The 22451-nt window shown below is 31.5% G+C and carries 20 protein-coding genes; 9 read left to right on the top strand and 11 right to left on the bottom strand.

Annotated features, from left to right (window positions below):
* Positions 1-19 precede the first annotated feature (19 nt).
* Positions 20-772: an SDR family oxidoreductase gene (locus C1I91_RS15625; protein ID WP_128213691.1), complete on the bottom strand. Its 753-nt coding sequence runs from the start codon at positions 770-772 to the stop codon at positions 20-22.
* Positions 773-1362: 590 nt separating this feature from the next.
* Here C1I91_RS15625 and C1I91_RS15620 point away from each other — a divergent pair.
* Positions 1363-5118: an alpha-L-arabinofuranosidase C-terminal domain-containing protein gene (locus C1I91_RS15620; protein ID WP_128213690.1), complete on the top strand. Its 3756-nt coding sequence runs from the start codon at positions 1363-1365 to the stop codon at positions 5116-5118.
* A 219-nt stretch (positions 5119-5337) separates the two neighbouring features.
* On the opposite strand, the gene C1I91_RS15615 is transcribed toward C1I91_RS15620, so the two are convergent.
* The gene (locus tag C1I91_RS15615) at positions 5338-6207 is read right to left on the bottom strand and encodes an IS4 family transposase (RefSeq protein ID WP_238475796.1); all 870 of its coding nucleotides are present in this window, start codon (positions 6205-6207) and stop codon (positions 5338-5340) included.
* 162 nt (positions 6208-6369) lie between these two features.
* Complete coding sequence (locus tag C1I91_RS28980; protein WP_238475795.1) at positions 6370-6651, bottom strand: hypothetical protein; 282 nt, start codon at positions 6649-6651, stop codon at positions 6370-6372.
* A gap of 398 nt (positions 6652-7049) precedes the next feature.
* Here C1I91_RS28980 and C1I91_RS15610 point away from each other — a divergent pair, with 398 nt between their 5' ends.
* Complete coding sequence (locus tag C1I91_RS15610; RefSeq protein WP_128213689.1) at positions 7050-7397, top strand: hypothetical protein; 348 nt, start codon at positions 7050-7052, stop codon at positions 7395-7397.
* An 18-nt stretch (positions 7398-7415) separates the two neighbouring features.
* Complete coding sequence (locus C1I91_RS15605; RefSeq protein ID WP_128213688.1) at positions 7416-7784, top strand: hypothetical protein; 369 nt, start codon at positions 7416-7418, stop codon at positions 7782-7784.
* Positions 7785-7969: 185 nt separating this feature from the next.
* Here the strand turns inward: C1I91_RS15605 and C1I91_RS15600 are convergent, their stop codons facing one another.
* From C1I91_RS15600 to C1I91_RS15580, 5 genes are all read right to left on the bottom strand, one after another.
* Positions 7970-8266, bottom strand: a complete 297-nt coding sequence (locus tag C1I91_RS15600; protein WP_128213687.1) for a spore coat protein — start codon at positions 8264-8266, stop codon at positions 7970-7972.
* 122 nt (positions 8267-8388) lie between these two features.
* Positions 8389-8628, bottom strand: a complete 240-nt coding sequence (locus tag C1I91_RS15595; protein WP_238475794.1) for a spore coat protein — start codon at positions 8626-8628, stop codon at positions 8389-8391.
* Between the two features lie 30 nt (positions 8629-8658).
* On the bottom strand, positions 8659-9795 hold the full coding sequence (locus tag C1I91_RS15590; protein WP_128213686.1) for a zinc-dependent alcohol dehydrogenase: 1137 nt from the start codon (positions 9793-9795) through the stop codon (positions 8659-8661).
* Positions 9796-9810: 15 nt separating this feature from the next.
* Positions 9811-10173, bottom strand: coding sequence for a spore coat protein (locus C1I91_RS15585; RefSeq protein ID WP_205694219.1), 363 nt, complete (start codon positions 10171-10173; stop codon positions 9811-9813).
* A gap of 14 nt (positions 10174-10187) precedes the next feature.
* Complete coding sequence (locus C1I91_RS15580) at positions 10188-10406, bottom strand: spore coat protein (RefSeq protein ID WP_338032620.1); 219 nt, start codon at positions 10404-10406, stop codon at positions 10188-10190.
* Between the two features lie 414 nt (positions 10407-10820).
* Here C1I91_RS15580 and C1I91_RS15575 point away from each other — a divergent pair, with 414 nt between their 5' ends.
* From C1I91_RS15575 to abc-f, 3 genes are all read left to right on the top strand, one after another.
* Positions 10821-11291, top strand: coding sequence for a hypothetical protein (locus C1I91_RS15575; RefSeq protein ID WP_128213684.1), 471 nt, complete (start codon positions 10821-10823; stop codon positions 11289-11291).
* Between the two features lie 205 nt (positions 11292-11496).
* Positions 11497-13977, top strand: a complete 2481-nt coding sequence (locus C1I91_RS15570; RefSeq protein WP_128213683.1) for a cation-translocating P-type ATPase — start codon at positions 11497-11499, stop codon at positions 13975-13977.
* A 624-nt stretch (positions 13978-14601) separates the two neighbouring features.
* Complete coding sequence (gene abc-f / locus C1I91_RS15565; RefSeq protein WP_128213682.1) at positions 14602-16242, top strand: ribosomal protection-like ABC-F family protein; 1641 nt, start codon at positions 14602-14604, stop codon at positions 16240-16242.
* Positions 16243-16716: 474 nt separating this feature from the next.
* On the opposite strand, the gene C1I91_RS15560 is transcribed toward abc-f, so the two are convergent.
* Both C1I91_RS15560 and C1I91_RS15555 read right to left on the bottom strand, forming a co-directional pair.
* Positions 16717-17136, bottom strand: a complete 420-nt coding sequence (locus C1I91_RS15560; protein WP_128213681.1) for a hypothetical protein — start codon at positions 17134-17136, stop codon at positions 16717-16719.
* A 47-nt stretch (positions 17137-17183) separates the two neighbouring features.
* On the bottom strand, positions 17184-17717 hold the full coding sequence (locus C1I91_RS15555) for a nitroreductase family protein (RefSeq protein ID WP_128213680.1): 534 nt from the start codon (positions 17715-17717) through the stop codon (positions 17184-17186).
* A 168-nt stretch (positions 17718-17885) separates the two neighbouring features.
* Between C1I91_RS15555 and C1I91_RS15550 the strand changes: the two genes are divergently transcribed.
* On the top strand, positions 17886-19061 hold the full coding sequence (locus C1I91_RS15550; protein ID WP_128213679.1) for a sensor histidine kinase: 1176 nt from the start codon (positions 17886-17888) through the stop codon (positions 19059-19061).
* Positions 19062-19077: 16 nt separating this feature from the next.
* Complete coding sequence (locus C1I91_RS15545) at positions 19078-19737, top strand: response regulator transcription factor (RefSeq protein ID WP_128213678.1); 660 nt, start codon at positions 19078-19080, stop codon at positions 19735-19737.
* 46 nt (positions 19738-19783) lie between these two features.
* On the opposite strand, the gene C1I91_RS15540 is transcribed toward C1I91_RS15545, so the two are convergent.
* On the bottom strand, positions 19784-20671 hold the full coding sequence (locus C1I91_RS15540) for an AraC family transcriptional regulator (protein ID WP_128213677.1): 888 nt from the start codon (positions 20669-20671) through the stop codon (positions 19784-19786).
* Between the two features lie 264 nt (positions 20672-20935).
* Between C1I91_RS15540 and fabF the strand changes: the two genes are divergently transcribed.
* Positions 20936-22171, top strand: a complete 1236-nt coding sequence (gene fabF / locus C1I91_RS15535) for a beta-ketoacyl-ACP synthase II (RefSeq protein ID WP_128213676.1) — start codon at positions 20936-20938, stop codon at positions 22169-22171.
* Positions 22172-22451 lie beyond the last annotated feature (280 nt).

The following is a 22451-nucleotide window of genomic DNA, read 5'->3' as shown; positions in this document are numbered from 1 at the left end:
AGTGGACAGCTCCTTTTTATTATTTCTTATTCATGATTTGAAAAATTGTATCTAGTTCTTGTTTTGAACTTTTTAGCGCTTTTGCAGAAGATCCATATCCAATTTCAAAAATATCATTTTCTATTCCATCTAGTACAGCTAGAGTGAATTCATTAGGTTTTAGATCTATATTAGTAAAGTTTAATCTTTTACGTGCTTCAATATTTAACTCAGTATCTACTGCTGGTGGTATTATTTCAAATACTTTTATTTTGGTATCTGAAAGTTGATGACGTAATGTCATTGTAAAAGAATGAAGACCAGCTTTTGTAGCACAATACACAGGAACTCGTGATAGTGGAGTGAATCCAAGTCCAGAAGATACGTTTATAATAGCAGCTGATTCCTGTTTCATTAGAAATGGAACAAAGAGAGCTGTCAAATATATAGGTGCCTCAAGATTTATTGCTATTTCATTACCTCCATCTAGTAAATCATCTATACCTCTTTTAAAATCAATATCTCTCTGGATTCCAGCATTATTGATAATAATATTAAGGCTTTCAAAATTGCTAGTAACCCATTTAAATAAATCCAATCTTTCTCCATCTTTTGCTACGTCACAAACTTTTATATGTAAGTTAGGTATGGCCTTTTTAGCTTCAAATAACTTATCTTCTCGACGGCCACATATTATAACTTCATTTCCTAACTTAATAAGATTTTCTGCTAACGAATAGCCAATTCCTGTAGCACCACCAGTGATCAATATTGTATTCCCTGTAAGTTTCATAGAATAACCTCCTAAATAATTTGCTCCTAAATTATATCACCTTCTAGAATTTATTCACATACAATCGGAAAGGTAGATGTGCAAGAAAACTCGCTTCAGCAACTTTTTTATAGTTTAAGTGTTTTTAAGCTATATAATTCATTAACTATTTATTTTTCTAGAGAGATATAGTATTAGTCACATATTTTCCTGCTCTATATACTTATGTATTAATAAATTGTTGTTACAGCAATCTAATGCATTCATATATAACGTTATATGGTGAAAAACAAATAGATTATAAGCTGTCTAATAATTATTTATCACTTAGAGAAAGATCATTTGTTTTATAATTTGTTGAATAAAAGAATAGTCTTGAAAATAGTAATAGAAGTGAAAAGTTTATGGAAATCATAAATGTAATATAAAAACATATGGTGTATCCTGGAATATAAAGGGGTTACTGTTGTAGCTATATACAAAACATCATATTTGTAGATAAGTTGGGGATTTAAAAGTTGACATACTGTTTTATTTCAAGGTAAAATGTTTTATATAAACATAAAACATTTTAATAGTAACTAAGTAAATAGGATGAAAGGGGTTTTTTCATGAGACAGAATGATGGTAAATCTAATTATAGGGAAAATTTAATTGCTCATTATAGATTTGATGATATAAATAATGTGGGCAAAGATAGCTCAAAAAATGGTAACCATGGTGAGGCACTAGGGGAAGTAAAGCCAAGTATAGGAAGTGTTGCAGGTAAGACAGCATTAAAGTTATTAGGTGGAAACCATAAAACTTCATATGTAAATTTGCCTTCTAACTTGCTTAAAGATGTAAATGATAACACTGGTATAACTATATCTACTTGGGTTTATTTAAATAAGGGACTAAGTGTATGGGAAAGAATCTTTGATTTCGGTAAAGGTCCAATGGGGCCATACGTGTTCTTGACTCGTAATTTACGTGGAGTATGTAATGCAGGTGCTGATATAGTTGCAGATGCAGGTCAAACTTATCCAGTAGGAGAGTGGCTACATGTTGCTTATACTATTTTAGGAACAGAAAGTGGAACTCTTAGTAGTGCAGGTCCTATTGTATATGTTAATGGTAAAATAGCTGCAAACGGTTTAATAAGCCAGACATCTAGTGGAAATTACGCAAAGTTGAGAGAGTGGTTTGAATCATTTAAGGATGAGGCTAATTACACTAGTAACAGCATAGGTAAGTCTCAACATGATGTAGATGGTGATTTTTGTGGTTCACTATCTGATTTTAGAGTTTATAGAGCAGGTTTATCAGAAGATGAAGTAATAGAAGTTATGTGTGAATCTCTTACTGACGAAGGTATAGTAAATCTTGCAAAGGAAAAGTATTTATCCTTCCCAGCAACTATTATATCGAAAGATATAAAACTACCAGAAACTTTGATGGGTGGTAAGGTTAAGGTTTACTGGAAGTCAAGCAATCAGGAAGCAATTACTGATGATGGAATAGTTAAGGGGATAAAGGAAGCTAAGGGTGTAAAAATAACGGCTAAGCTAGTAAGAGGAGAATATAGTACAGAAAAAGAATTTGAGATATCTGTTCTTCCTAAGAATCTTCCTCCGTATAGTCTGACAATTGATGGAAGTAAAGAAGTGGTTGATATTAGCCAAACACTATATGGATTGTTCTACGAGGATATTAACAACGCAGCAGATGGCGGTATATATGCTGAACTAGTTAGAAACCGTTCCTTTGAAGCATTTACCTTTGATACTTATTCTCCTGAGTCGGGAGAAAATGCAGCATCTACTGGTAGAATTCATAATCCTTTGGAAGCTTGGTTTGGGGATTTAGATAAGGTTACTGTAAAAAATGAAGGTGGATTAAATGAATTCTTTAATATTGAAGACAAAGAAATTAATTCTTATTATGTAACTGTAGCTAATGGTGCAAAACTTTACAACAGAGGTTTTTGTGATTCAAATAACTATTGTTCAATGTATATAAAAGAAGCTGCAAAGTATGACTTTACAATATGGGCAAAGGCTGAAAATGAAGGAACCATAACTCTTCAACTAAAGGATTCAAATAACGATACTATAAGTGATGTAGCAGTAATTAAAGTAGATGGTAATAACACTTGGAAGAAATACGGTGTAGAGCACAAAATTGTGTTAACTGGCGAAAAAACTACTTTAGGACAACTTTCTTTAAATTTTGAAGGTGATATATCAATAGACATGGTATCTTTAGTGCCAGAAGATGTTTGGGGAGCAGCAGAAGAAGTAACTTCAAACACTGCACATACTAACTTTAAAGGAAATTCAAACTACAGATTAAGAAGAGATTTAGTTGAAGCATTAGTAGAATTACACCCAACCTTCTTACGTTTCCCAGGAGGATGTATATCCGAAGGATCATATATATGGGAAAATGTATATGACTGGAAGGACTCTGTAGACGACGTAGAGTTACGTAAGGAAAACTTCAATGTATGGGGCTATGGAATGACTATGGGGCTTGGATACATGGAGTACTTCCAATTAGCAGAAGATCTTAATGCTACGCCACTTCCAGTTATGGCTTGTGGAGTTTTATGTCAGGCTCGTTCAGATTATGCTAATCCAGCTGGTGGAGCACTTAGAGATAAGTATATAAAGAACTTTACTGATCTTATAGACTTTGCAATAAATACAGATTTTGAGAATAATCAATGGGCAAGACTACGTAAAAAAATGGGACATGAAGCTGCTTTTGACCTACATTATTTAGGAGTTGGAAATGAAAACTGGGGTACAGAATTCTTTGCTAGCTTTGAGATCTTTAAGGCTGAAATTGATGAATACATGGAAAAGAATTACCCAGGTTATGTACTATACATTATATCAACTGTAGGTGCTCAGGCAGATGATGATGCATACCAAAACGGTTGGAAGTTCTTAAGTGGTAACCTTACAGGAACAGCGAAGGTAAGCTTTACTGACGGTAAGACAAGTACTGAAGAAGAAGTTTCTTGGTATAACACTCAAAGTCATTACATGGAAACAATTGCTGATGAACATTATTATCGTTCAAATCAATACTTACTAAATAATGTGGATAGATATAACTATTACTATAGAGCTTATAATGCAGATGGTAGCCTAAATGAAAGTGAAACTTCAAAGGTATTTGTGGGTGAGTATGCATCAACAGATAAGAATACCTTAGCAGGAGCTATAGCTGAAGCAGCTGTAATGACTGGTTTCGAAAATAATTCTGATGTTGTAAGACTTGCAGCAACAGCACCATTATTCAATAAGGTTTTAACTGACAATCTTTATAGATGGACTCCTGACTGTATTTGGTTTGATGATGAAACAGTATGGCGTACACCAAATTACTATGTACAACAGCTATTTGCAAAATACCTTGGAAAGAAAACTTTAAAAACTTCTTTCTCAACCCATAGAAAGGGTGAAAAGAAAGCTTTAATTCCTCACGGAGGTATAGAGATTGCAACTGGAAATGCAGAAGTTGTAATTAAGAGCGTAAAAGTGATTTGTAATGTAAGCGGAGAAGTTATTTTTGCACAAGACTTTAGAAAGGCTTTAAGCGATGAATGGAGTGTTATTCCAGGATCAGTAGGATATAAACTAGATTCAGAAAAAGGATTAATTCTACAACCACAAACTTCAGGTCTTAATGGATTATTTATAATAAATGAGAACTGGACTAATTACAAGGTTGAAGTAGTTGCCTCTAAAAAACAAGGGGTAGATGGATTCTATGTTGGAGTAGGCTTAACAGATATAACTTCTGAAAATAAGAACGTGTTAGAATATGCAATTGCTTATGGTGGAAATGCTACTGGTGTTAAGGTATTTAAGGACGGAATAGAAGGTTATACCCTAGGAGACTATTCATCAAGTACTGCAGCAGGCAATCTTAGAGCTTCTTCCTATGAAGAAATTAAGAATGATACAGAGTATACTATTACTGTAAACTATGGTGGAGATACAGGTGAAAACTTAATTTGTTCATATACTGATGGCAAAGCAGTAAGCAAAGTATTAGACTATAAGCTTGAGGCTTATAATAAGGAAATCTTCAGCTCTGTAACAAAAGATTCTAAGCATGTATATGTTAAACTAGTAAATGCAGATAATGTTGAAAAGAAATTAAATATAGATGTTAAGGATATAAGCTTAGCAAATACTGCAAAGGTTGTTGTTCTCACAGGTGAAGAAGAACTTGTTCACATTCCAAATGTAAATAAGAAGAATGATGAAAAGGTGGTTCCATCTGAAAAAGAATTACAATTGAGCAATGGCAATTTAGTTTTAGATTTGCCTGCAAATTCTGTGAATATTGTTGTATTGGATATTGTATAATATAACTTAAGATATCTAGTTAATATAAGATCAAAAAGTCGTTGAAGAGCCCATTCTTCAGCAATGTCATTAAGTTAATGTTTTGCCACAGCAAAATTAAAGTCAATTGAAAGTGTATATGCTTTCAACTGGCTTTTTTCTTTTGTATTGTATATTTTTTTGCATGCAAATAAGACAGAGTAAAATCTCTGTAAAAAAAAAATTTATATTAGCATAAATTTATGCTACTCTATATATGAAGCTAACTGCCGATTTGGTTTTGACTTTGCGAGGGTCTTTTCTGCCATTTCGAACAGGTAATATATTTCTTTTAATTAGTGCTTCAACATTAGGAGGTGAAGCTACATTACTACATCTGAAATATTGCATACAAACTGCTATGGCCATAGTGAAATTAACTTGATAGCTGTATTTTCTGTTTTTCTGTTGTACAACTACCTGTGTTGTTATTATTTCACAAAAGTTATACATGGTGAGTCTTGCAAATATCTCTTGTATGATGTAGTCCGCCTTTTTAGAATGAAAACTTGTTAACCCAATGGCATACTTTAATTCTCTAAATGATGTCTCAATTCCCCAACGCATGTGGTATATTTCTTTAAGATTCTCTATTGAAAACTCTTCTTTGCTAAGATTAGTAATAATAACTTCGTAAGTGTTGTCTGATATTGGAAATCGAACAACTCTAAAGTTTACCGGATAAGTTCCTTTATCTTTAACTGGAAGATAATCAAACCTTTGATTAGCAGGCATAAACTTATATTTTTCAGGATGTGCCTTTATATCATTAGTTTGACGTCTAGTCAGCAAAATACTATGCTCTATATCAAATGTTTCATCATTAGGTATAGATATTCCTGATACTATTCCATTACTATGTATATCTTTAACTCTTATAACATAATTCCAATTTTTCTTTATGATATGTTCAAAGACATTATAACTTTCGTATCCACGGTCGGCTATTATTATAGTTTTATCATTAATATTAGAGCGATCTACCATGTCAATTAATGCCTGAAATTCATTTTCTTCTCTACCTGATTGAATAACTGCATCCATATATGTTCTACTACATAAATCATACATAGCATTTAAGTGAAGAAGGTTATATCCTTTTGAATTTTCAGTAGCTTGAAAATGATTTTTTCATCTTTAGGATTATGTGCAATACATAAATCTGAACCATCAACTGCCAATAATCGATAGCCATTATAATATTTAGGGCTTACTGCTAATGATGTAAACTTACTAAAAAAGATAATTAAGTGCTTCAGGGAGAATCTTTTGCGGCCGCTGAACGAACGCGGAGCAAGTGGCTGATTCAGTATCATATGAAAAGTATTTTAGAAGCTCAAGGTTTAAGCTACTGCCTCCAATAGAAAGTAAAATATTTAGCATCTCTTTAAAATTCAACTTTCTATTTCTAGTGAAATCCTTATCGGGGTCGTTGACAAATAACCATGAGTATTCATGCATTTCCTTTAATACCGTATCTAATTTATTCTTTATAAAATCTGCATATTCGTTCATGAGCGAACCTCCTAAAAAACATTATATTTAAGGGGCTTCGCCACATTTTTCTAACTATTTGTCAAGCTTTTTCTAATATTTTGATAAAAATTAGTATATGTAAATTGTTATACAAAAAAAGAACAGGTATGTATTTGTAAACATACTCTGTTCCATAACTATAATATTTATTTCTTAACTTAATGACATTGCATTCTTCAGCGGCTTTTTTTGTGCATCTGTCTTTCCGAATAAATATGAGAAAAAATAGCAGTGGACATGATTTTTTTATTCTTTTACTTTAAATTAAGGTATTCTTAAGGAAAACCCTGTTTTGGCATTGTTTACATTAATTGTCTATAAGAGTATTATATATTTATTAGATACAAAAATATAATGAATTTTTAGAGGAGATAACTATGTGCTTTTATAATCTAACTCCTACAATATATGTTGTTAATAAGACCAACAAAGATATAGAAAATATATACTTTACACTGGATGACTATAATGTTAAAGACTCCAAGATAAAAAAGATTAAAAGTGGTGAAACTGGGCTCACTAGCGTTTACAATAGAGGCTATAGTGGAGTAAGAAACTTATATTTATACCATTTTGACGATAAATATAAGCATGAATATTTAATATATGATAAATTATCATCAAACTATGCTGGTGGAATAAGGGTAATAATTAATGGTTTGGATGAAAAGGGAAACTATAGTCTTAATGTAACTATAGATTATGATAACTTAAAAACTCATTAATGATAGGGGAGATGAACTATGCCAGGATTTGCAGGACCAGTAATAATACAAGCATGGCCTATTATTTATGTGATGAATAAAACAGATAAGCTAATTACTGACTTGTATTTTACAATGGATAATTATTCAAAAACCGATGTGAAAATAAAAAAGGTTAAAGTAGGGGCAACGGCCACAACTTCTATATACAATAGAGGATATCTGGGTACAAGAAATCTATATCTATACTACACTGATAAAAAAGGTTATAGATGTCAACATACTGTCTATGATAGTTTGCAAGCAAGCTATAATGGTAATATATTACTTACAATTACAGATGTAAATGAAGATGGTATTTTAAAGTTTAATGTTGTAATTGATTATGATCCTTTAAAGACTCATTAAAATTAGTTATTATAAGTTTCTGTTTATAATTATGTAAGGAAACTTTATAATACATATATGGCTCAATAATCCTAAGCCCAGAGATAATAATTATATCTATGGGCTTAGTTCCTTTATAAGTTTGAAGATTAAGATTGAGATGGTGAAGCATATCTTACTACATTAGAAAGTATGACCTTTTTTTGCTAATCTTTGAGTTTCAAAGCTGTATCTGTGACTTTCATATCTACTGCATATTGATTACTCATATTATAGGCGTCATAGTAGCCTTTCTTTAACATATAGTTAAATATTTTTTCATGGGTGGCAATAGCGGCATTAAGATGATTTCTTAAGGTTAATCTAAGCTCTGGGGTAGTTGCTTCGGTGAGGGCAATAGAATAGCTTCTTACAGCACTTTTAGCTGATACTAATAAATCTGTAGCTATTACCTGATCACTCATCTTATTCATTCCAGTAAGACTTTCAATTATTGAATTCATTGTGTAATCACCTCCTTGTGTTTATGCAATTATTAATAAGTTCATAGTTTAGTTGTTATTAAAAAAATTCTATACTTTATAAGTAAGAATGTACTTATGGTTGCTATAAGTTAATATAACTTTTAACTATTATTATTTTGAGCAACAGCAGATTGATCCATATATGCTTTTAACTCTCTAATCTGTAGCTGCTCAGCTGGAATGTTATCTTTAATTATAGTTTTTAGTTCATCATCTGAAACTAGTGGAGACATAGTAATGCATTTAGTTAAGCTAAGATTCTTTAAAGTAATAAGTTCATGAAGTTGTATTACTTCATGAGGTGTAATGTATTGTCCACACATATTATATTGATCACTCATAAGTTTAAGCCTCCTTAGTATGTCTAGAAATTATGGTTTTAGTACTACTTTTATACAATCTTCTGTTTTAGTGTCAAAAACATCATAGCCATGTGGAGCATCATCAAGAGATAATTTGTGAGTTATGATGTCACTTGGATCTATTTTACCTTCTGCCATTAAATTATATAAGGTAGGCATATAAGGAATTACTGGTGCTTGACCGGTTCTAAGATTTATATTACGGTTAATTAAATCTCCTAGAGGAAATGCGTTATATCTTCCTCCATAAACTCCTGTTACTTGAATCATGCCACCTTTTCTAACTGCTTGAGTTGCTATAGTAAAGCCGCTTAAAGATCCACTTTGCAGCTTAAGTCCAGATCCAACAAACTCCATTGGTGTCATCTTGCCATCCATGCCTACGCAGTCAATAACCACATCTGCGCCACCGTGAGTAATTTCTTTAATATATTCTCCTGTGTTGCCATGCTGTTCAAAGTTTACGGTTTCAACTTTGTTATATTCCTCTGCATGTTTAAGTCTATAATCTATATAATCTACGGCAATAACTCTTTCAGCTCCATGAAGCCAAGCAAATTTTTGAGCTAAAAGTCCTACTGGTCCACAGCCTAAAACTACAACAGTATTACCAGGTTTAACTCCAGCATTTTCTACACTCCAATATGCAGTGCCCATTACGTCTGCCATAAGCACTAAGCTGTCATCGCTTACTTCATTATCATCTGGTACTCTGAAAGGAGTAAAATTACCATATGGAACTCTTAAGTATTCAGCCTGACCACCAGGATATCCACCAAAGGTTTCGGTATATCCAAAGAAGCCTCCGTTTTCTCCATGAGGGTTAGAGTTATCGCACATACAGGTTAAATCATGTTTACAATAATAGCATTCACCGCAACTTACATTAAAGGGAACTACAACTTTATCGCCTTTTCTTAGTTTTGTAACATCAGGTCCAACTTCTTCTACGATTCCCATTGGTTCATGGCCTATTATGTAATCCTGATGCAGATTAGGAACCATATCATGAATGAGATGGAGATCAGAACCACAAATTGCTGTGTTGGTTATCTTTACGATTATATCATCTGCTCTTTGTATTGAAGGAGCAGGAACATCCTTAACTTTGACATTTTTTATTCCTTGAAAGGTTACAGCTCTCATAACATATCCTCCTTATTATTGATATGGTGTTGCGAAGTCTCCAAGTCTGCTTGTATCTCCAGGAAATAAATCTAGGCTGGCAATTTGAACTGCAGTTCTGGAAGATTCTTGATCCATTTGGAATTGTTTTTCTAAGTCCACTGGATGAAACCATCCTTTACGTATCATCATAGTTGTTATCTCTTCGTGAATGTTTATTGCATCATTTAACTGTTTAGTTAATTTTTCTCTTACTTCAGGAGTTGCTGCTTCAGTTAAAGCTATAGCATAATTTCTTACACCATTTTTAGCATTGAGTAAAAAGGCTAAGGCCATAGTTTCATCTACTAGTTTAGGCATACCTTCTGAATTTCTTACTTCTAAATAGTCGTTTATCATTAGTTTATAGCCTCCTATCTTAATTTTGGTGCTTTTCCTAACAGTACTTGTAAATCATTTATAGCTGTAATTGATTGTCTTACGTCTTTTTCAAATAGAGTTTTCAATTCTTGATCAAAGACTACGCCTTCCATCATTTTTGAGGAGGTCATGCATATAGTCTTAAAGTTTAGTAATTCATGAATTTGCATTGTTTCTGCAGGTGCTAAATAATTTTGTTCCAAAAAATTCACCTCCCATATTCTTATGTACCACTTCATATTAAAACTTATATTTTCAAATTCTCTTCTCAAAAACCAGAGGAGTTTTGAAAATATATATGAGACTGAGGCGGTACAGCTTTAGTAAACAAGTTTATTATTCCACTAAGGATATCTGTTATACTAAAAGCTTTTTAATGGCTAAGAATAACTGACGAATTCAAAGTCTTCACAAAGTATTGTAAAGAAATGCTTAATAAAACTTACGGATATTTTAAGATTGTTGAAAATTAACACTTACAAAATAGGAAATGAGTTAAGCGATCTGACTCTCGCATTTCCATTAATAATACATTATGTTAATATATATATTGTATCTAAGGATGTTTAATATCGATCTAAAATAAATAAAAAAGGTAGTATATACTGTTTAGGGGGAAAATTAATATGTCATATGATGAGAAAGATTTAAAAAGATTTTTAGAAAAATGGCAAGATATATTGAGATTAAGGGACTGGGATATAAGATATGTTCTTGTTAATAAAGACTGGAGAAAGTCTGGAGATATAAAGATAGATGCAGAAGATAAGAAGGCTGTACTTTTAATTAATAACTTCAACTCCAGATGGCCCAATCTTGAAGAGCTTGTAATCCATGAGCTTATACATGTGAAGCTCTATGGTATGGATCAACTTATTGAAGGTCTAATCTACCAAGTCTTCGGAAAAAATGAAGAAGATAAAAAGTTAGACTTTGCCTATGACAAATTTATGAGACTGCTAGAAACTACTACAGAAGATCTTGCAAAGAGCTTTGTTTCTGTAGGAGGAGAGGATAAAGAGTTATCCTTTGGAAAATTAAAAAGGCAAATAAATGAAGAAATTGGTGAAGGTTATGAAATTAGCAAGCTACAGTAGCATTTATCAATAAAGATAACAAATAAATTTATCAGTGACGGTATGACTATTTGAAGTATACCTATAATTCTGAAATAATTGCTTAAGGACTAAATGGTTTATAATAATACTTATTATCAATTGAAATTAACTATAGCTGAGAAAATATGCACAAATTAAGCTATATATCATAGAATACATTATATTAATTGATAATGAGGTAGTTATGTCACAGTATATTAAAGGTTTGAGCACGGAAGAAGTAATTAAGAATAAAGAAAGATATGGAACAAATGAGCTTTTTAAAAAGACAAAGTCAACATTTGTATCAAAGATTATTGATGTTTTTAAGGAACCGATGTTATTGTTGCTTTTGTGTGCAACAGTAATTTACTTTATCATAGGTCAATTTAGAGAAGGCATTGTCATGCTTGTTTTCGTTTCCTTTGTTTCAGCAATTTCTTTTATACAACAGTGGAAGACTGATAAAACTATGAATGAATTGAAGAACCTTGTATGTGCAAAGGTATATGTCTTTAGAGATGGTAAGAAAATACTAATAAATAGTTCAGATTTAGTTCCTAAAGATGTAGTTTATATATCGCCAGGTGAGAGAATTCCAGCGGATTGTGAAATTATAGAGGTCTCTAACTTCCAGGTAGATGAATCTGCTCTTACAGGTGAGTCAGAACCTGTTTATAAGCTTTGTAAGCAGGACATAACTGAGGACAAGGATCATTGGAAAAGGTACATGCTATATGCCGGAACACTAGCTGTATCAGGTACTTGTTTAGCTTTAGTAAAAACAATAGGGCTGAATACTGAATATGGAAAGATAGGAAAGTCTATATATGAAATAAAAGATGAACCAACCCCGCTTGAAAAAAAAGTTGGTAGCTTGGTAAAAAATCTAGCAAAGGTTGGAGCTTTATTATGTTTTATTGTAATAAGCCTCTCCTATATTACTAGTGGAAATATCTTAAAGAGTATAATGGCAGGAATCACTTTAGCTATGGCTATTATTCCAGAAGAGTTTCCTGTGGTTTTAACTGTATTTTTATCAATGGGAGCTTATAGGCTGGCAAAGAAAAATGTAATCATGCGGAAAATTTCGGCAGTTGAAACCTTAGGTGCTACTACAGTACTTTGCGTTGATAAAACCGGTACTATTACTGAAAACAAAATGAAGGTAAAAGAAGTTTTTTCAAAAGATCTGGGCAGTATAGGCTTAGAGAAAACTGATAAAAAGTTAGCACTATTAAGCATTTTATCTAGCGAAACAGATTCTAGTGATTCTCTTGAAAAGGCTATTTTGGAACAATATAGTAACAAGTTTTCTTTAGCTCAACTTAATGCTTTAGAGTTATATAAAAAGTTTGACTTTGACTCTAAAACTAAGACCATGGCCAATATTTATATAATGGACTCAGAGTATTACGTAGCTGCTAAGGGTTCGCCTGAAGCTATACTAGAGCTTACCAATCTAACTGATGAGGAAAAGCTTTCAATAAAATTAGAGTTTGATAAAATGGCTTCAAAAGGACTTAGAGTCTTAGCTTTTGCGGAAGGTAATGATAGTAGAATACTTGATAGCTTAAATCAATATAAGTTAGATTTTAGAGGCTTAATAGGCTTCCAAGATTCACCTAAAGCTGGTGTCATAGATGCAGTTAAAGGCTGTAATGCCGCAGGAATAAGAGTAGTAATGATAACTGGGGATTACTATAAAACTGCTATGGCAATAGGGCAGGAAATAGGCTTAAGGTTTTCTAAAAGGACTATTACTGGTGATGAAATAGAAAAAATGGATGCTTATGAATTAAGAGAAGCAGTTAAAGAATGTGACGTATTTTCAAGAGTGATTCCTGCTCACAAAATGAGAATAGTAAAAGCTCTTAAAGAAAATGGTGAAATAGTTGCTATGACAGGGGATGGAGTTAACGATGCTCCAGCATTGAAAGACTCAAATATTGGCATCGCCATGGGCAAAAGAGGAACCGAGGTTGCAAAAGAAGCTTCAGATATGATAATCCTAGATGATAGCTTTACTACTATAGTAGACACTGTTAGAGACGGTAGAAGAATTTTTACCAATATACGAAAGGCAATGATATATATTCTGATAATTCATATTCCAATAGTTGCTCTAGCACTGTTTTCTCCTATGTTTAATCTTCCTCAAATATTACTGCCGATGCATATAATGCTTTTAGAATTAATAATAGATCCAACTTGTTCAATAATTTTTGAACTGGAGCCTGAAGAACCTAATATAATGAAGCAGCCGCCGAGATCTCCAAAAGAGTCCTTAATTACACAACAAATGGTCAAGATGACTTTATTACTTGGTACTACAATGTTTTTATCAGCTTTTCTCCCATTTCACTATTTGGTAGATAAGGGTTTTTCTATAGAGTATGCAAGAAGTTTTTCTTTAGTAGTATTATTGATAGGAAATATGATTCTTGTACTAGTGAGTAGTTCAGGTTCAAAGCTCTTAATTACACAACTATTACAGAGTAAAAATAGGATAAGAACCATTGTAAATATTATATCAGTGGTTACTCTTTTGCTTATTGTATATAATCCATTCCTACAAGTATTATTCCAAACATCATCCCTAGAGTTACAAACGTTTACAATGGCTTTTATTCTTGGTTTAATATCTACAGGGTGGTGGGAAGTTGTAAAGTGTTTAAGAAAATAGAGTTTATACATTGCTGGTTTAAGTCAGTTTAATTTTTACCAGCAATGTATAGATAATATAAGAACGATGACTGTTAATTGCTGGAAGCATTCATAATTTTATTTATAGTTATAAACAAAATTATATTGACAATAATAAAAATTATTGATAAGTTACTTATTGTAGTATGTATTATTTTAAAGAAAGGGCAAGGTATTTGCAGAAATGAGATTATAATTCGCTTTCAAGACTATAAATGAATAATTTCTAGAGCTTTAATTAGCTTTATTTGTTGTACATTTTTGTGAGCGGATAGGATTTTCTGACTGTACTTGTCTTAATATTTTTAAATCTTAATAAAGACGTGGTAATGTTTGTTAATGAAATATATTTAGTTATACTTGCCGAAGGTGCTTAAAAAAAAAGCCTCTTTGTGTATGTATCTTGTTATGATTAGGATTGCTATATTTTTTCTTTTTATAGTATTTCACAGCATAAATCATATTTCATTATTATTTCCTTCTAAGTTTAGAATTTAACTATATATAAAGTTAATACATAACCTTAGTAAGCGTCAAAGATTTAAGAACAGATAATATATGGGAAATTTCTATCTTCTCCAAAATAAAAGGAGGAGATTTTTTTATGCTATTAATTGAATGTAACAAAGTTAAAAAATATTTTGGTGAACGACTAATATTAAATATAGATAATTTCAGGGTTTATTCTGAGGACAGAATTGGTATTGTTGGAATCAATGGGGTGGGTAAAACAACTCTGATTGATATTATAACTAAAAATATAAAACCGGATGAAGGAAGTGTAAAGATTTATGATAGCTACTCTTATATATCTCAGCTAAGAGAACCAGAAGATAAGAAACTTGATGAGGAAATAGCTTCGAAGTTTAACATCAATGCACAATATAAGGATAGTATGAGCGGAGGAGAAAAGACCAGATTTAAGCTTGCAAGTGCCTTTAGCAAGGATCAAGAATTAATAATTGCAGATGAACCTACAAGTAATTTAGATATTGAAGGAATAGAGTTGATAGAGAAAAGACTTGAAGAATACAAAGGTGCACTTATGATAATATCTCATGATAGAAACTTCTTAGATAAGCTATGCAACAAGATATATGAATTAGAAGATGGTAAGTTAATTTGCTATAACGGAAATTATAGTGCATATTTTGATAAAAAACTTCGAGATAAAGAAAGAGCAGAATTTGAATATACACAATATACCAAAGAAAAAACTAGACTTAAACATGCAATTGTGGATGCTAGAGAAAAATCCTCAGGAATTAAAAATGCTCCTAGTAGAATGGGAAACTCAGAAGCAAGACTTCATAAAATGGGAGGACAAAAGGCTAAAGCAAGTATTGATAGAGCTGTAAAAAACTTAAATAAACGAATAGATCATCTAGAAATAAAAGAAAGGCCAAAGGTACATGAGAAAATCAAACTTGATATTTCAAGTGTTAATGAATTGCATAGTAAAATAATTATTGAAGGGCGCAAGATAAGTAAGAGTTTTAAAGATAAGATAATATTTAATAGTGCAGATTTTGAGATATATAAAGATTCTAAAGTGGCTGTAGTTGGTCCTAATGGCTGTGGCAAAAGCACACTTGTTAAAATGATTATGCAAGGAGATAGCTCCATACGTATCTCTAACAGTGCCAAGATAGGCTATTTTAGTCAAGATATGAATATACTTGATGAAGGTTTAACAATAAAGGAAAATGTCCTTAAAGAGAGCATTTATGATGAAACCTTTGCTAGAATACTTCTATCTAGACTTTTATTTAGAAAAGATGATATCTTTAAAAAGGTTAGAGTCTTAAGTGGAGGGGAAAGAGTTAAAGTTTCTCTTGCCAAAATATTACTTAGTGATTTTAATATGCTTATTTTAGATGAACCGACAAATTATATGGATATAGATTCATTAGAGGTAATTGAAGAAGCACTAAGAGGTTATAATGGAACTTTACTTTTTGTGTCTCATGACAGAAGATTTATTGAAGAAGTTGCTGATAAAATAATGACTATGGAAGATAATAAGATTAATCTCTTCAATGGTGGCTATAAAGAGTATATAGATAAAAAATCAAAATCAAATACCATGAAGGAAGTAGAAAAAGAAAAGCAGTTAATGCTGCTGCAGAACAGGCTTTCAGAGGTGCTTGGTAGATTATCAATGCCATCTAAAAAGGATAATGTAGAAGAATTAGATAAAGAGTATTATGAACTTCTAGGGAAGATAAAAGAACTTAAACTATAGCAAAACCTAACAGCTTTCAAATATCACTGCAATTTTTATTATTTTAGTTAACGCACTGTATTAAGGTTAATTATATTTTTATTAAGATAGGGAATAACTAAGGTAATGTTGTTGAAGGTAAATCATAACTTAAACTACTAATAAGGTGATAATATGAAACTAAGACCATTACAAATAACTATTTTATCCGTACAAAGTTTAGCGCTAATTTTGAATCTATATGCAATTTTTATTAAAAAAGTAAAAGACTATAATGGTCACATAGTAGGAGCTTTTCTAATTTGTTTAATAATGGTGCTAAGCTTAAAATCCTGGTCACTTTCAGAGAAGAATAAGAATAAGATTTGATAGCAGCTTAAATTAAAAGATATGTTTAAGAATAAAATTGATAATAATATGTTTTTAATAGGACATCATATGATGTCCTATTAAACTAATTTATTAAAACTATTAATTTACTTATAATATAAAATACTAATTTTTATCATAGTAATGTTTTAATTCATTAGTAATATTTTTATTTATTTCACACCAGGTAGACTTATCGTCTACTGTATAACTCATAATAGATGATAGATAACTGGCAGAGAACTTACTTCCGTTACTGTAGGTTATTATAACACCATATCCAATACCATCACGTGGTTCCACATTTGACTTTGCAATTTTCACACTATTGACTAAGTCAATTATATTATCCCTATCAGATTTATCTTTTATTTCCTTTACTTCTCCATTTACATTGTGGATTTTAAAACTTCTTATATTATTACTGTCAATAAAATTCGTTTTGCTTTGAGTTTGGTTTTGGTGTTTGCTATCACACCCATAATATAATGAAGATAAGGTAACTATAAGTATAAAAAGTATTAAATTTTTTTTTAGCCTTTTCATATCAAGCACCTCCTTAAAACTATATACATGTAATTATAGGATTCTGCTTACCAGATTTCATTATGAACCATATCTTGAAGAGCCTTTCTAGGACGTGCTTTTGGATTCTCATTAGGATAACCTACTGTAATAACACCTATTACATATTTATCTGAAGGTATGTTTAATACTGGTCTTATCTCTTCTTGAGTAAACTCTGCAACCCAGCAAACCCCTAATCCTAAATTGTTTGCTTGTAAAAGCATATATCCAGCAGAAATTGCTGTATCTCTAATTATTCTTTTTACTTCATCTTCTGGACTGTTATCATTAATGATTACCTCTTCTTTTATCCTACAGCGCACATCTGCAACACATACAATAAATACAGGAGCAGTTAGCATCCATTTCTGATTATGGGAGGCCTCAGTTATTTTTTGTCTCATTTCTTCTGATTTTACTACTATATAATGCCAGGGCTGAGTGTTGTTACCTGATGGAGCCAATCTTGCGCTTTCTAGGATTTCAGTTATTTTTTCATTTTCAACCGGCTTGTCTATGTATTTTCTTATGCTTCTGCGCGTTTCAATTTCTTTAATCATCAATAATTTCTCCTATCCATAAGTATTTTTGTGCATTTAATTAATAAATTTTATTATACATCAAGTGGTTAATACTGGCTATAATTATCATTACTTTAGTAATATGTGGATTATGACAATAAAATGGTATAATAGAGTTAATTTCTAAGATTATGAAGGTATATATATATGAGAAAATATTCATCAACTAGGGGCAGATTATTGTTTTGCAGGATAATGGAGATTGTAGCACTTAATACAATTTTACCACATATCTTAAAAGGACATGAGGTACTAAATACATATACGTCCTTTTTGCTTTCTCTCTGCCTAATACTAGTATTAAATAATATATTTAGATACAAGTACTTAAAAGATTATAGAAATAAGACATATTACTTATCCTATGGTCTTAGTGTAGTTATCATAGGCTATTTCAACTACTATATGAAAAATCCAGGTACTGATATTTACTTCATACTTACACTTATCGAAGTAATGATAGTTAATAGGGATATTAAAACAAGATTAGTTACTTTTCATTTTATAATTTATTTAATATCTAATTTATACAAAATAGATTTGTTTGATTCCAAAGCTTTTATAAGTAGTTTAGTAAATGTTGCACTTAACTATGGTTCTTTCTTCTTAATTATCTTTCTTTTTAGAACTGTAGTAAATGAGAGGAATAAAGTTTTAGATCTTAATCAAGAGCTTCTAGCTAAGAATTTAACTTTAAATGAATACTCAGAAATAATTAAACAGTTAACCCTTGAACAAGAACGAACTAGAATAGCTCAAGAACTTCACGATTCAATAGGCCATTCACTTATAGCTTTAAAGATGAATATAGAGTATGCAGAAAATATATTAGATAAAGATCCGGAAAAAGCAAAGACCGCTATAACTAAAGCTAAGCAAGTTTCCAAAGAGTCTATGAATTCCTTGAGGGAAGTAGTTTCTATATTAAGAAAAGATAATTACGTAGATAAATTAAGAATTTCTATAAACGAAATATTTAATAATTTTAAGGAAAGTAATAGCATTGAATTTACTTTACATATGGATGAAGAGGTTGAAAAAGTAAGTCCTGACATTAAGAATTGTATATATAAAACTATTAGAGAAGCAGTTACTAATGGCATCAAACATGGCAATGCAACTAATTTTATTATAGAAATAAATAAAAAGGATAATAATATTAGTTTGCTTGTACAAAACAATGGCTTACCTTGCAGCAACATAATAAAATCAACTGGGCTAAAAGGCATAGAGAGTAGGATAAAAGCGCTGGGTGGTAATGTTAGTTTTATATCTGGTGAAATAAAGAATTTTACTATAAGTGCTAATATTCCTAATGTGTGATTGATTGGAGGATAGTATGATAAGAGTTATTATTGTAGATGATCAAGAGATTGTACGAGAAGGGCTGAAAATGATATTAAGTCTTCATGACGAGATAGAGGTAATTGGTGAAGCAAGCAACGGTAGAGAATTACTAAAATTACTAGAAACACATACTCCAAATGTAATCTTAATGGATATAAGGATGCCTGTAATGGATGGAATAGAGGCTACAAAAATAGTTAAAGTAACTTATCCGAAAATTAAAATAGTTATATTAACTACTTTCAATGAAGATGAATATATTTTTGAAGTATTGAAGGACGGTGCAGATGGTTATATTCTTAAAGATTCTGATTCTCAAGAGATTGTTAACTCAATAAAAACTGCCTATGCAGATCAAATATTACTAAATCCCAAGGTAACTATTAAAGTTATAAATCTTCTAAATTCAATTGAAGACAAGAAAAAAGCTAAAGCGAATAATAGTGAGGGAAAAAGACTTATAAATTCCCTTACTCAGAGAGAAAAAGAAGTAACTTCCCACATATTACAGGGGAAAAGTAATAAATCCATAGCAGAGGCTATGTACGTTACCGAAGGAACTGTTAAAAACTACGTTTCAAAAATACTTGAAAAGCTCCAGCTAAAGAACCGATCAGAATTAATTTTATTTTTACAAAAATATGGTGAATAAAAGCTTCCCTGAAGAATAGGCTTAATCTCTATCCTTCAGGGAAGCTTTATATATCTTCAATTGGCTGATATACATATAACTCGCAGTAATTATCTTTTGACATAGAATTATCAATATATTCAAACCTAAAGGTATCGGCAAATTTATACCCAGATTTAAAAATCCACCTGGAGTACATTTGAACTAGAAGTCGACCAACATGCCTTCCGTTTATATTATCAGGACTAAAAAAGCCAACAAACTTGAAAACTACGTATTTATGAGCAGGTATAGATATTCCAACCATACCTTCAGGAATTGATTCTAAGCTACTAACCTCAGCGCTTGGCATGTAGTATATGATGCCATTTTGATCTTCACTCCAATCTGTGTATCCAAAGTACACATTTTCTTTAGTTATATTAGTAATCTTGCTTCTTTGTTTATAGAAAAATTCTCTACCAAAGGCATTGGCGGTTTTATCTCCAGATTTACTCAATATTTTATGCTTAGTACCAATAAGGTTAAACTTTTGCTTAAATACAAACTGAGGATTGTAGGTTATTGAGTTTTCAACAGATAAAATATCCTTCGTATTTATCTTTTCCTTTATGATTAAGCTTAAGCTCATATTGTCAGATCTTAATTTTAAAGGTGTATGTCCGAAAAACTTCTTAAAAGCTCGTATATAGGATTGTTCATAATCAAAGCCATAATTTAAGGCAATATCTATTATTCTCATATCAGTATTCAGAAGTTCATTGATACTTGAAGTTAATTTTCTACCTTGAGTATATTCGATAATAGACTCACCAGTTAAAGATTTAAAAATCCTGTGAAGATAGTACTTAGAAACTCCAGTATGTTCTGACAAATCATCTAAGGAAATTTTATTATATAAATTCTGTTCAATATAAGCTATTGCGGAAACAATAGCTTCTTTTAAATCTTTCATATTTTTGCACCTTTTCATTTTAGTTTTAATATTAAAAGCAATATCTGTTCATTTTTATAAAAATACATTTACTACAATAATATTGAAAGGTGATTAACAAAACAGTGGCACTTAAATATTTGTGACAATTTTAAAGTTTACTTTCTCTACCGTAAGATGCTTTAAAATGAATTTGGAATTTAAGTGGCAGCTAATTAGATTAAATTTATTATATCTATTATATTTTGAAAAGTAAATACAGTTTGATATTTGGAGGTTTCTTATATGAGTAGAAGAGTAGTGATAACAGGTATGGGAGTAGTGTCTTCCGTTGGGATTGGAGCAAAGGAGTTTTGGCAAGATATTAAGATAGGCAAAAGTGGAATAAGTCTTATAGAAAGAGTGGATGTCTCAGAAATTCCAACAAAGGTAGCCGCTGAGATAAAGAACTTTGAACCTGGTGATTTTATAGAACGTAAGGAAGTAAAAAGAACTGATAGATTTTCTCAATTTGCTTTGGCTGCTACAAAAATTGCAATGGACAACTCAAAGCTTAACTTAGATAAAGTTGATGAAGAAAGAATGGGTGTAATTATAGGAACTGGGGTTGGAGGAATAGAGACTACCTTAGCTCAGCACAATATATTTCTTGAAAAAGGTCCTAGTAGGGTTAGTCCATTCTTAGTTCCTATGATGATACCAAATATGGCCTCAGGCTTGGTAGCTATAAAATACGGAGCAAAAGGCTTTAATGAGTGTACGGTGACAGCCTGTGCTACTTCCACTAATTCTATAGGAGATGCCTTTAAAGCTATTCAAAGAAGTGATGCTGATGTTATGATAGCTGGTGGAGCTGAGGCACCTATTACAGGTCTTACTCTTGCAGGTTTTTCTTCTAGTAAAACTATGACAACAAACATAGATCCTAAAAGTGCCAGTAGACCTTTTGATCTTAATAGAGATGGATTTGTGTTAGGTGAAGGCGCTGGCATAGTAATCTTAGAAGAACTTGAACATGCCTTGAAAAGAGAGGCAGATATAATAGCCGAAGTTGTGGGATATGGATGTACCAATGATGCTTATCATATTACTTCCCCTTCAGAAGGAGGAGAAGGTGCCGCAAGATGTATGAAGAGAGCGTTAGAAGATGCAAGTGTAGATATTTCAGCTATTGGCTACATAAATGCTCATGGTACTTCTACAAAAGCTAATGATAGAAGTGAAACTTCAGCAATAAAAACCGTTTTTGGAGATGCTTCTTATAACCTCATGATAAGTTCAACAAAATCTATGACAGGGCATCTTTTAGGAGCAACTGGAGCTGTTGAAGCCATTATAACAGCATATGCTTTGCAGGAAGGCTTTGTGCCTCCAACAATAAACTATAGTACAAAAGATCCTGAATGTGACTTGAATTATGTTCCTAATGAAGGAAAGAATTTTGATTTTAACTATGCACTATCCAATTCCTTTGGGTTTGGTGGGCATAACGCTACCTTAGTATTAAAGAAGTTCAAATAACAGTATTATAGAACAACACCTTAGACATCATCTAAAGGGTTACAAGATAAAACCTTAAGTTATGAGCTTTACTCACAATAGATTTTGCAAGACTTTAACGGTGAGTATAACTTAAACTTCGAGCCGTTAAACCTATATAGTGTTCCTATATCGAAACTTAAGTTATACATGTTCCATAATACCTGCGTCTGGGAATTATCGAGCATGCATAAATTAATAGTTGAAGTTGGTTCCCTATAGAAGCTAAATTATCTAGAAATATAATTTAGCTTCTATAATT

Source organism: Clostridium manihotivorum (assembly GCF_004015185.1).
Taxonomy (GTDB): domain Bacteria; phylum Bacillota; class Clostridia; order Clostridiales; family Clostridiaceae; genus Clostridium_AR; species Clostridium_AR manihotivorum.
The sequence above is the reverse complement of the archived record's forward strand: the minus strand, read 5'-3'. Positions and strand labels throughout refer to the sequence as shown.

Coding starts and splice junctions, on each gene's coding strand:
- C1I91_RS15625 (WP_128213691.1), bottom strand. CDS start 772: ATGAAACTTACAGGGAATACAATATTGATCACTGGTGGTGCTACAGGA.
- C1I91_RS15620 (WP_128213690.1), top strand. CDS start 1,363: ATGAGACAGAATGATGGTAAATCTAATTATAGGGAAAATTTAATTGCT.
- C1I91_RS15615 (WP_238475796.1), bottom strand. CDS start 6,207: ATGTATGATTTATGTAGTAGAACATATATGGATGCAGTTATTCAATCA.
- C1I91_RS28980 (WP_238475795.1), bottom strand. CDS start 6,651: ATGAACGAATATGCAGATTTTATAAAGAATAAATTAGATACGGTATTA.
- C1I91_RS15610 (WP_128213689.1), top strand. CDS start 7,050: ATGTGCTTTTATAATCTAACTCCTACAATATATGTTGTTAATAAGACC.
- C1I91_RS15605 (WP_128213688.1), top strand. CDS start 7,416: ATGCCAGGATTTGCAGGACCAGTAATAATACAAGCATGGCCTATTATT.
- C1I91_RS15600 (WP_128213687.1), bottom strand. CDS start 8,266: ATGAATTCAATAATTGAAAGTCTTACTGGAATGAATAAGATGAGTGAT.
- C1I91_RS15595 (WP_238475794.1), bottom strand. CDS start 8,628: ATGAGTGATCAATATAATATGTGTGGACAATACATTACACCTCATGAA.
- C1I91_RS15590 (WP_128213686.1), bottom strand. CDS start 9,795: ATGAGAGCTGTAACCTTTCAAGGAATAAAAAATGTCAAAGTTAAGGAT.
- C1I91_RS15585 (WP_205694219.1), bottom strand. CDS start 10,173: ATGATAAACGACTATTTAGAAGTAAGAAATTCAGAAGGTATGCCTAAA.
- C1I91_RS15575 (WP_128213684.1), top strand. CDS start 10,821: ATGTCATATGATGAGAAAGATTTAAAAAGATTTTTAGAAAAATGGCAA.
- C1I91_RS15570 (WP_128213683.1), top strand. CDS start 11,497: ATGTCACAGTATATTAAAGGTTTGAGCACGGAAGAAGTAATTAAGAAT.
- abc-f (WP_128213682.1), top strand. CDS start 14,602: ATGCTATTAATTGAATGTAACAAAGTTAAAAAATATTTTGGTGAACGA.
- C1I91_RS15560 (WP_128213681.1), bottom strand. CDS start 17,136: ATGAAAAGGCTAAAAAAAAATTTAATACTTTTTATACTTATAGTTACC.
- C1I91_RS15555 (WP_128213680.1), bottom strand. CDS start 17,717: ATGATTAAAGAAATTGAAACGCGCAGAAGCATAAGAAAATACATAGAC.
- C1I91_RS15550 (WP_128213679.1), top strand. CDS start 17,886: ATGAGAAAATATTCATCAACTAGGGGCAGATTATTGTTTTGCAGGATA.
- C1I91_RS15545 (WP_128213678.1), top strand. CDS start 19,078: ATGATAAGAGTTATTATTGTAGATGATCAAGAGATTGTACGAGAAGGG.
- C1I91_RS15540 (WP_128213677.1), bottom strand. CDS start 20,671: ATGAAAGATTTAAAAGAAGCTATTGTTTCCGCAATAGCTTATATTGAA.
- fabF (WP_128213676.1), top strand. CDS start 20,936: ATGAGTAGAAGAGTAGTGATAACAGGTATGGGAGTAGTGTCTTCCGTT.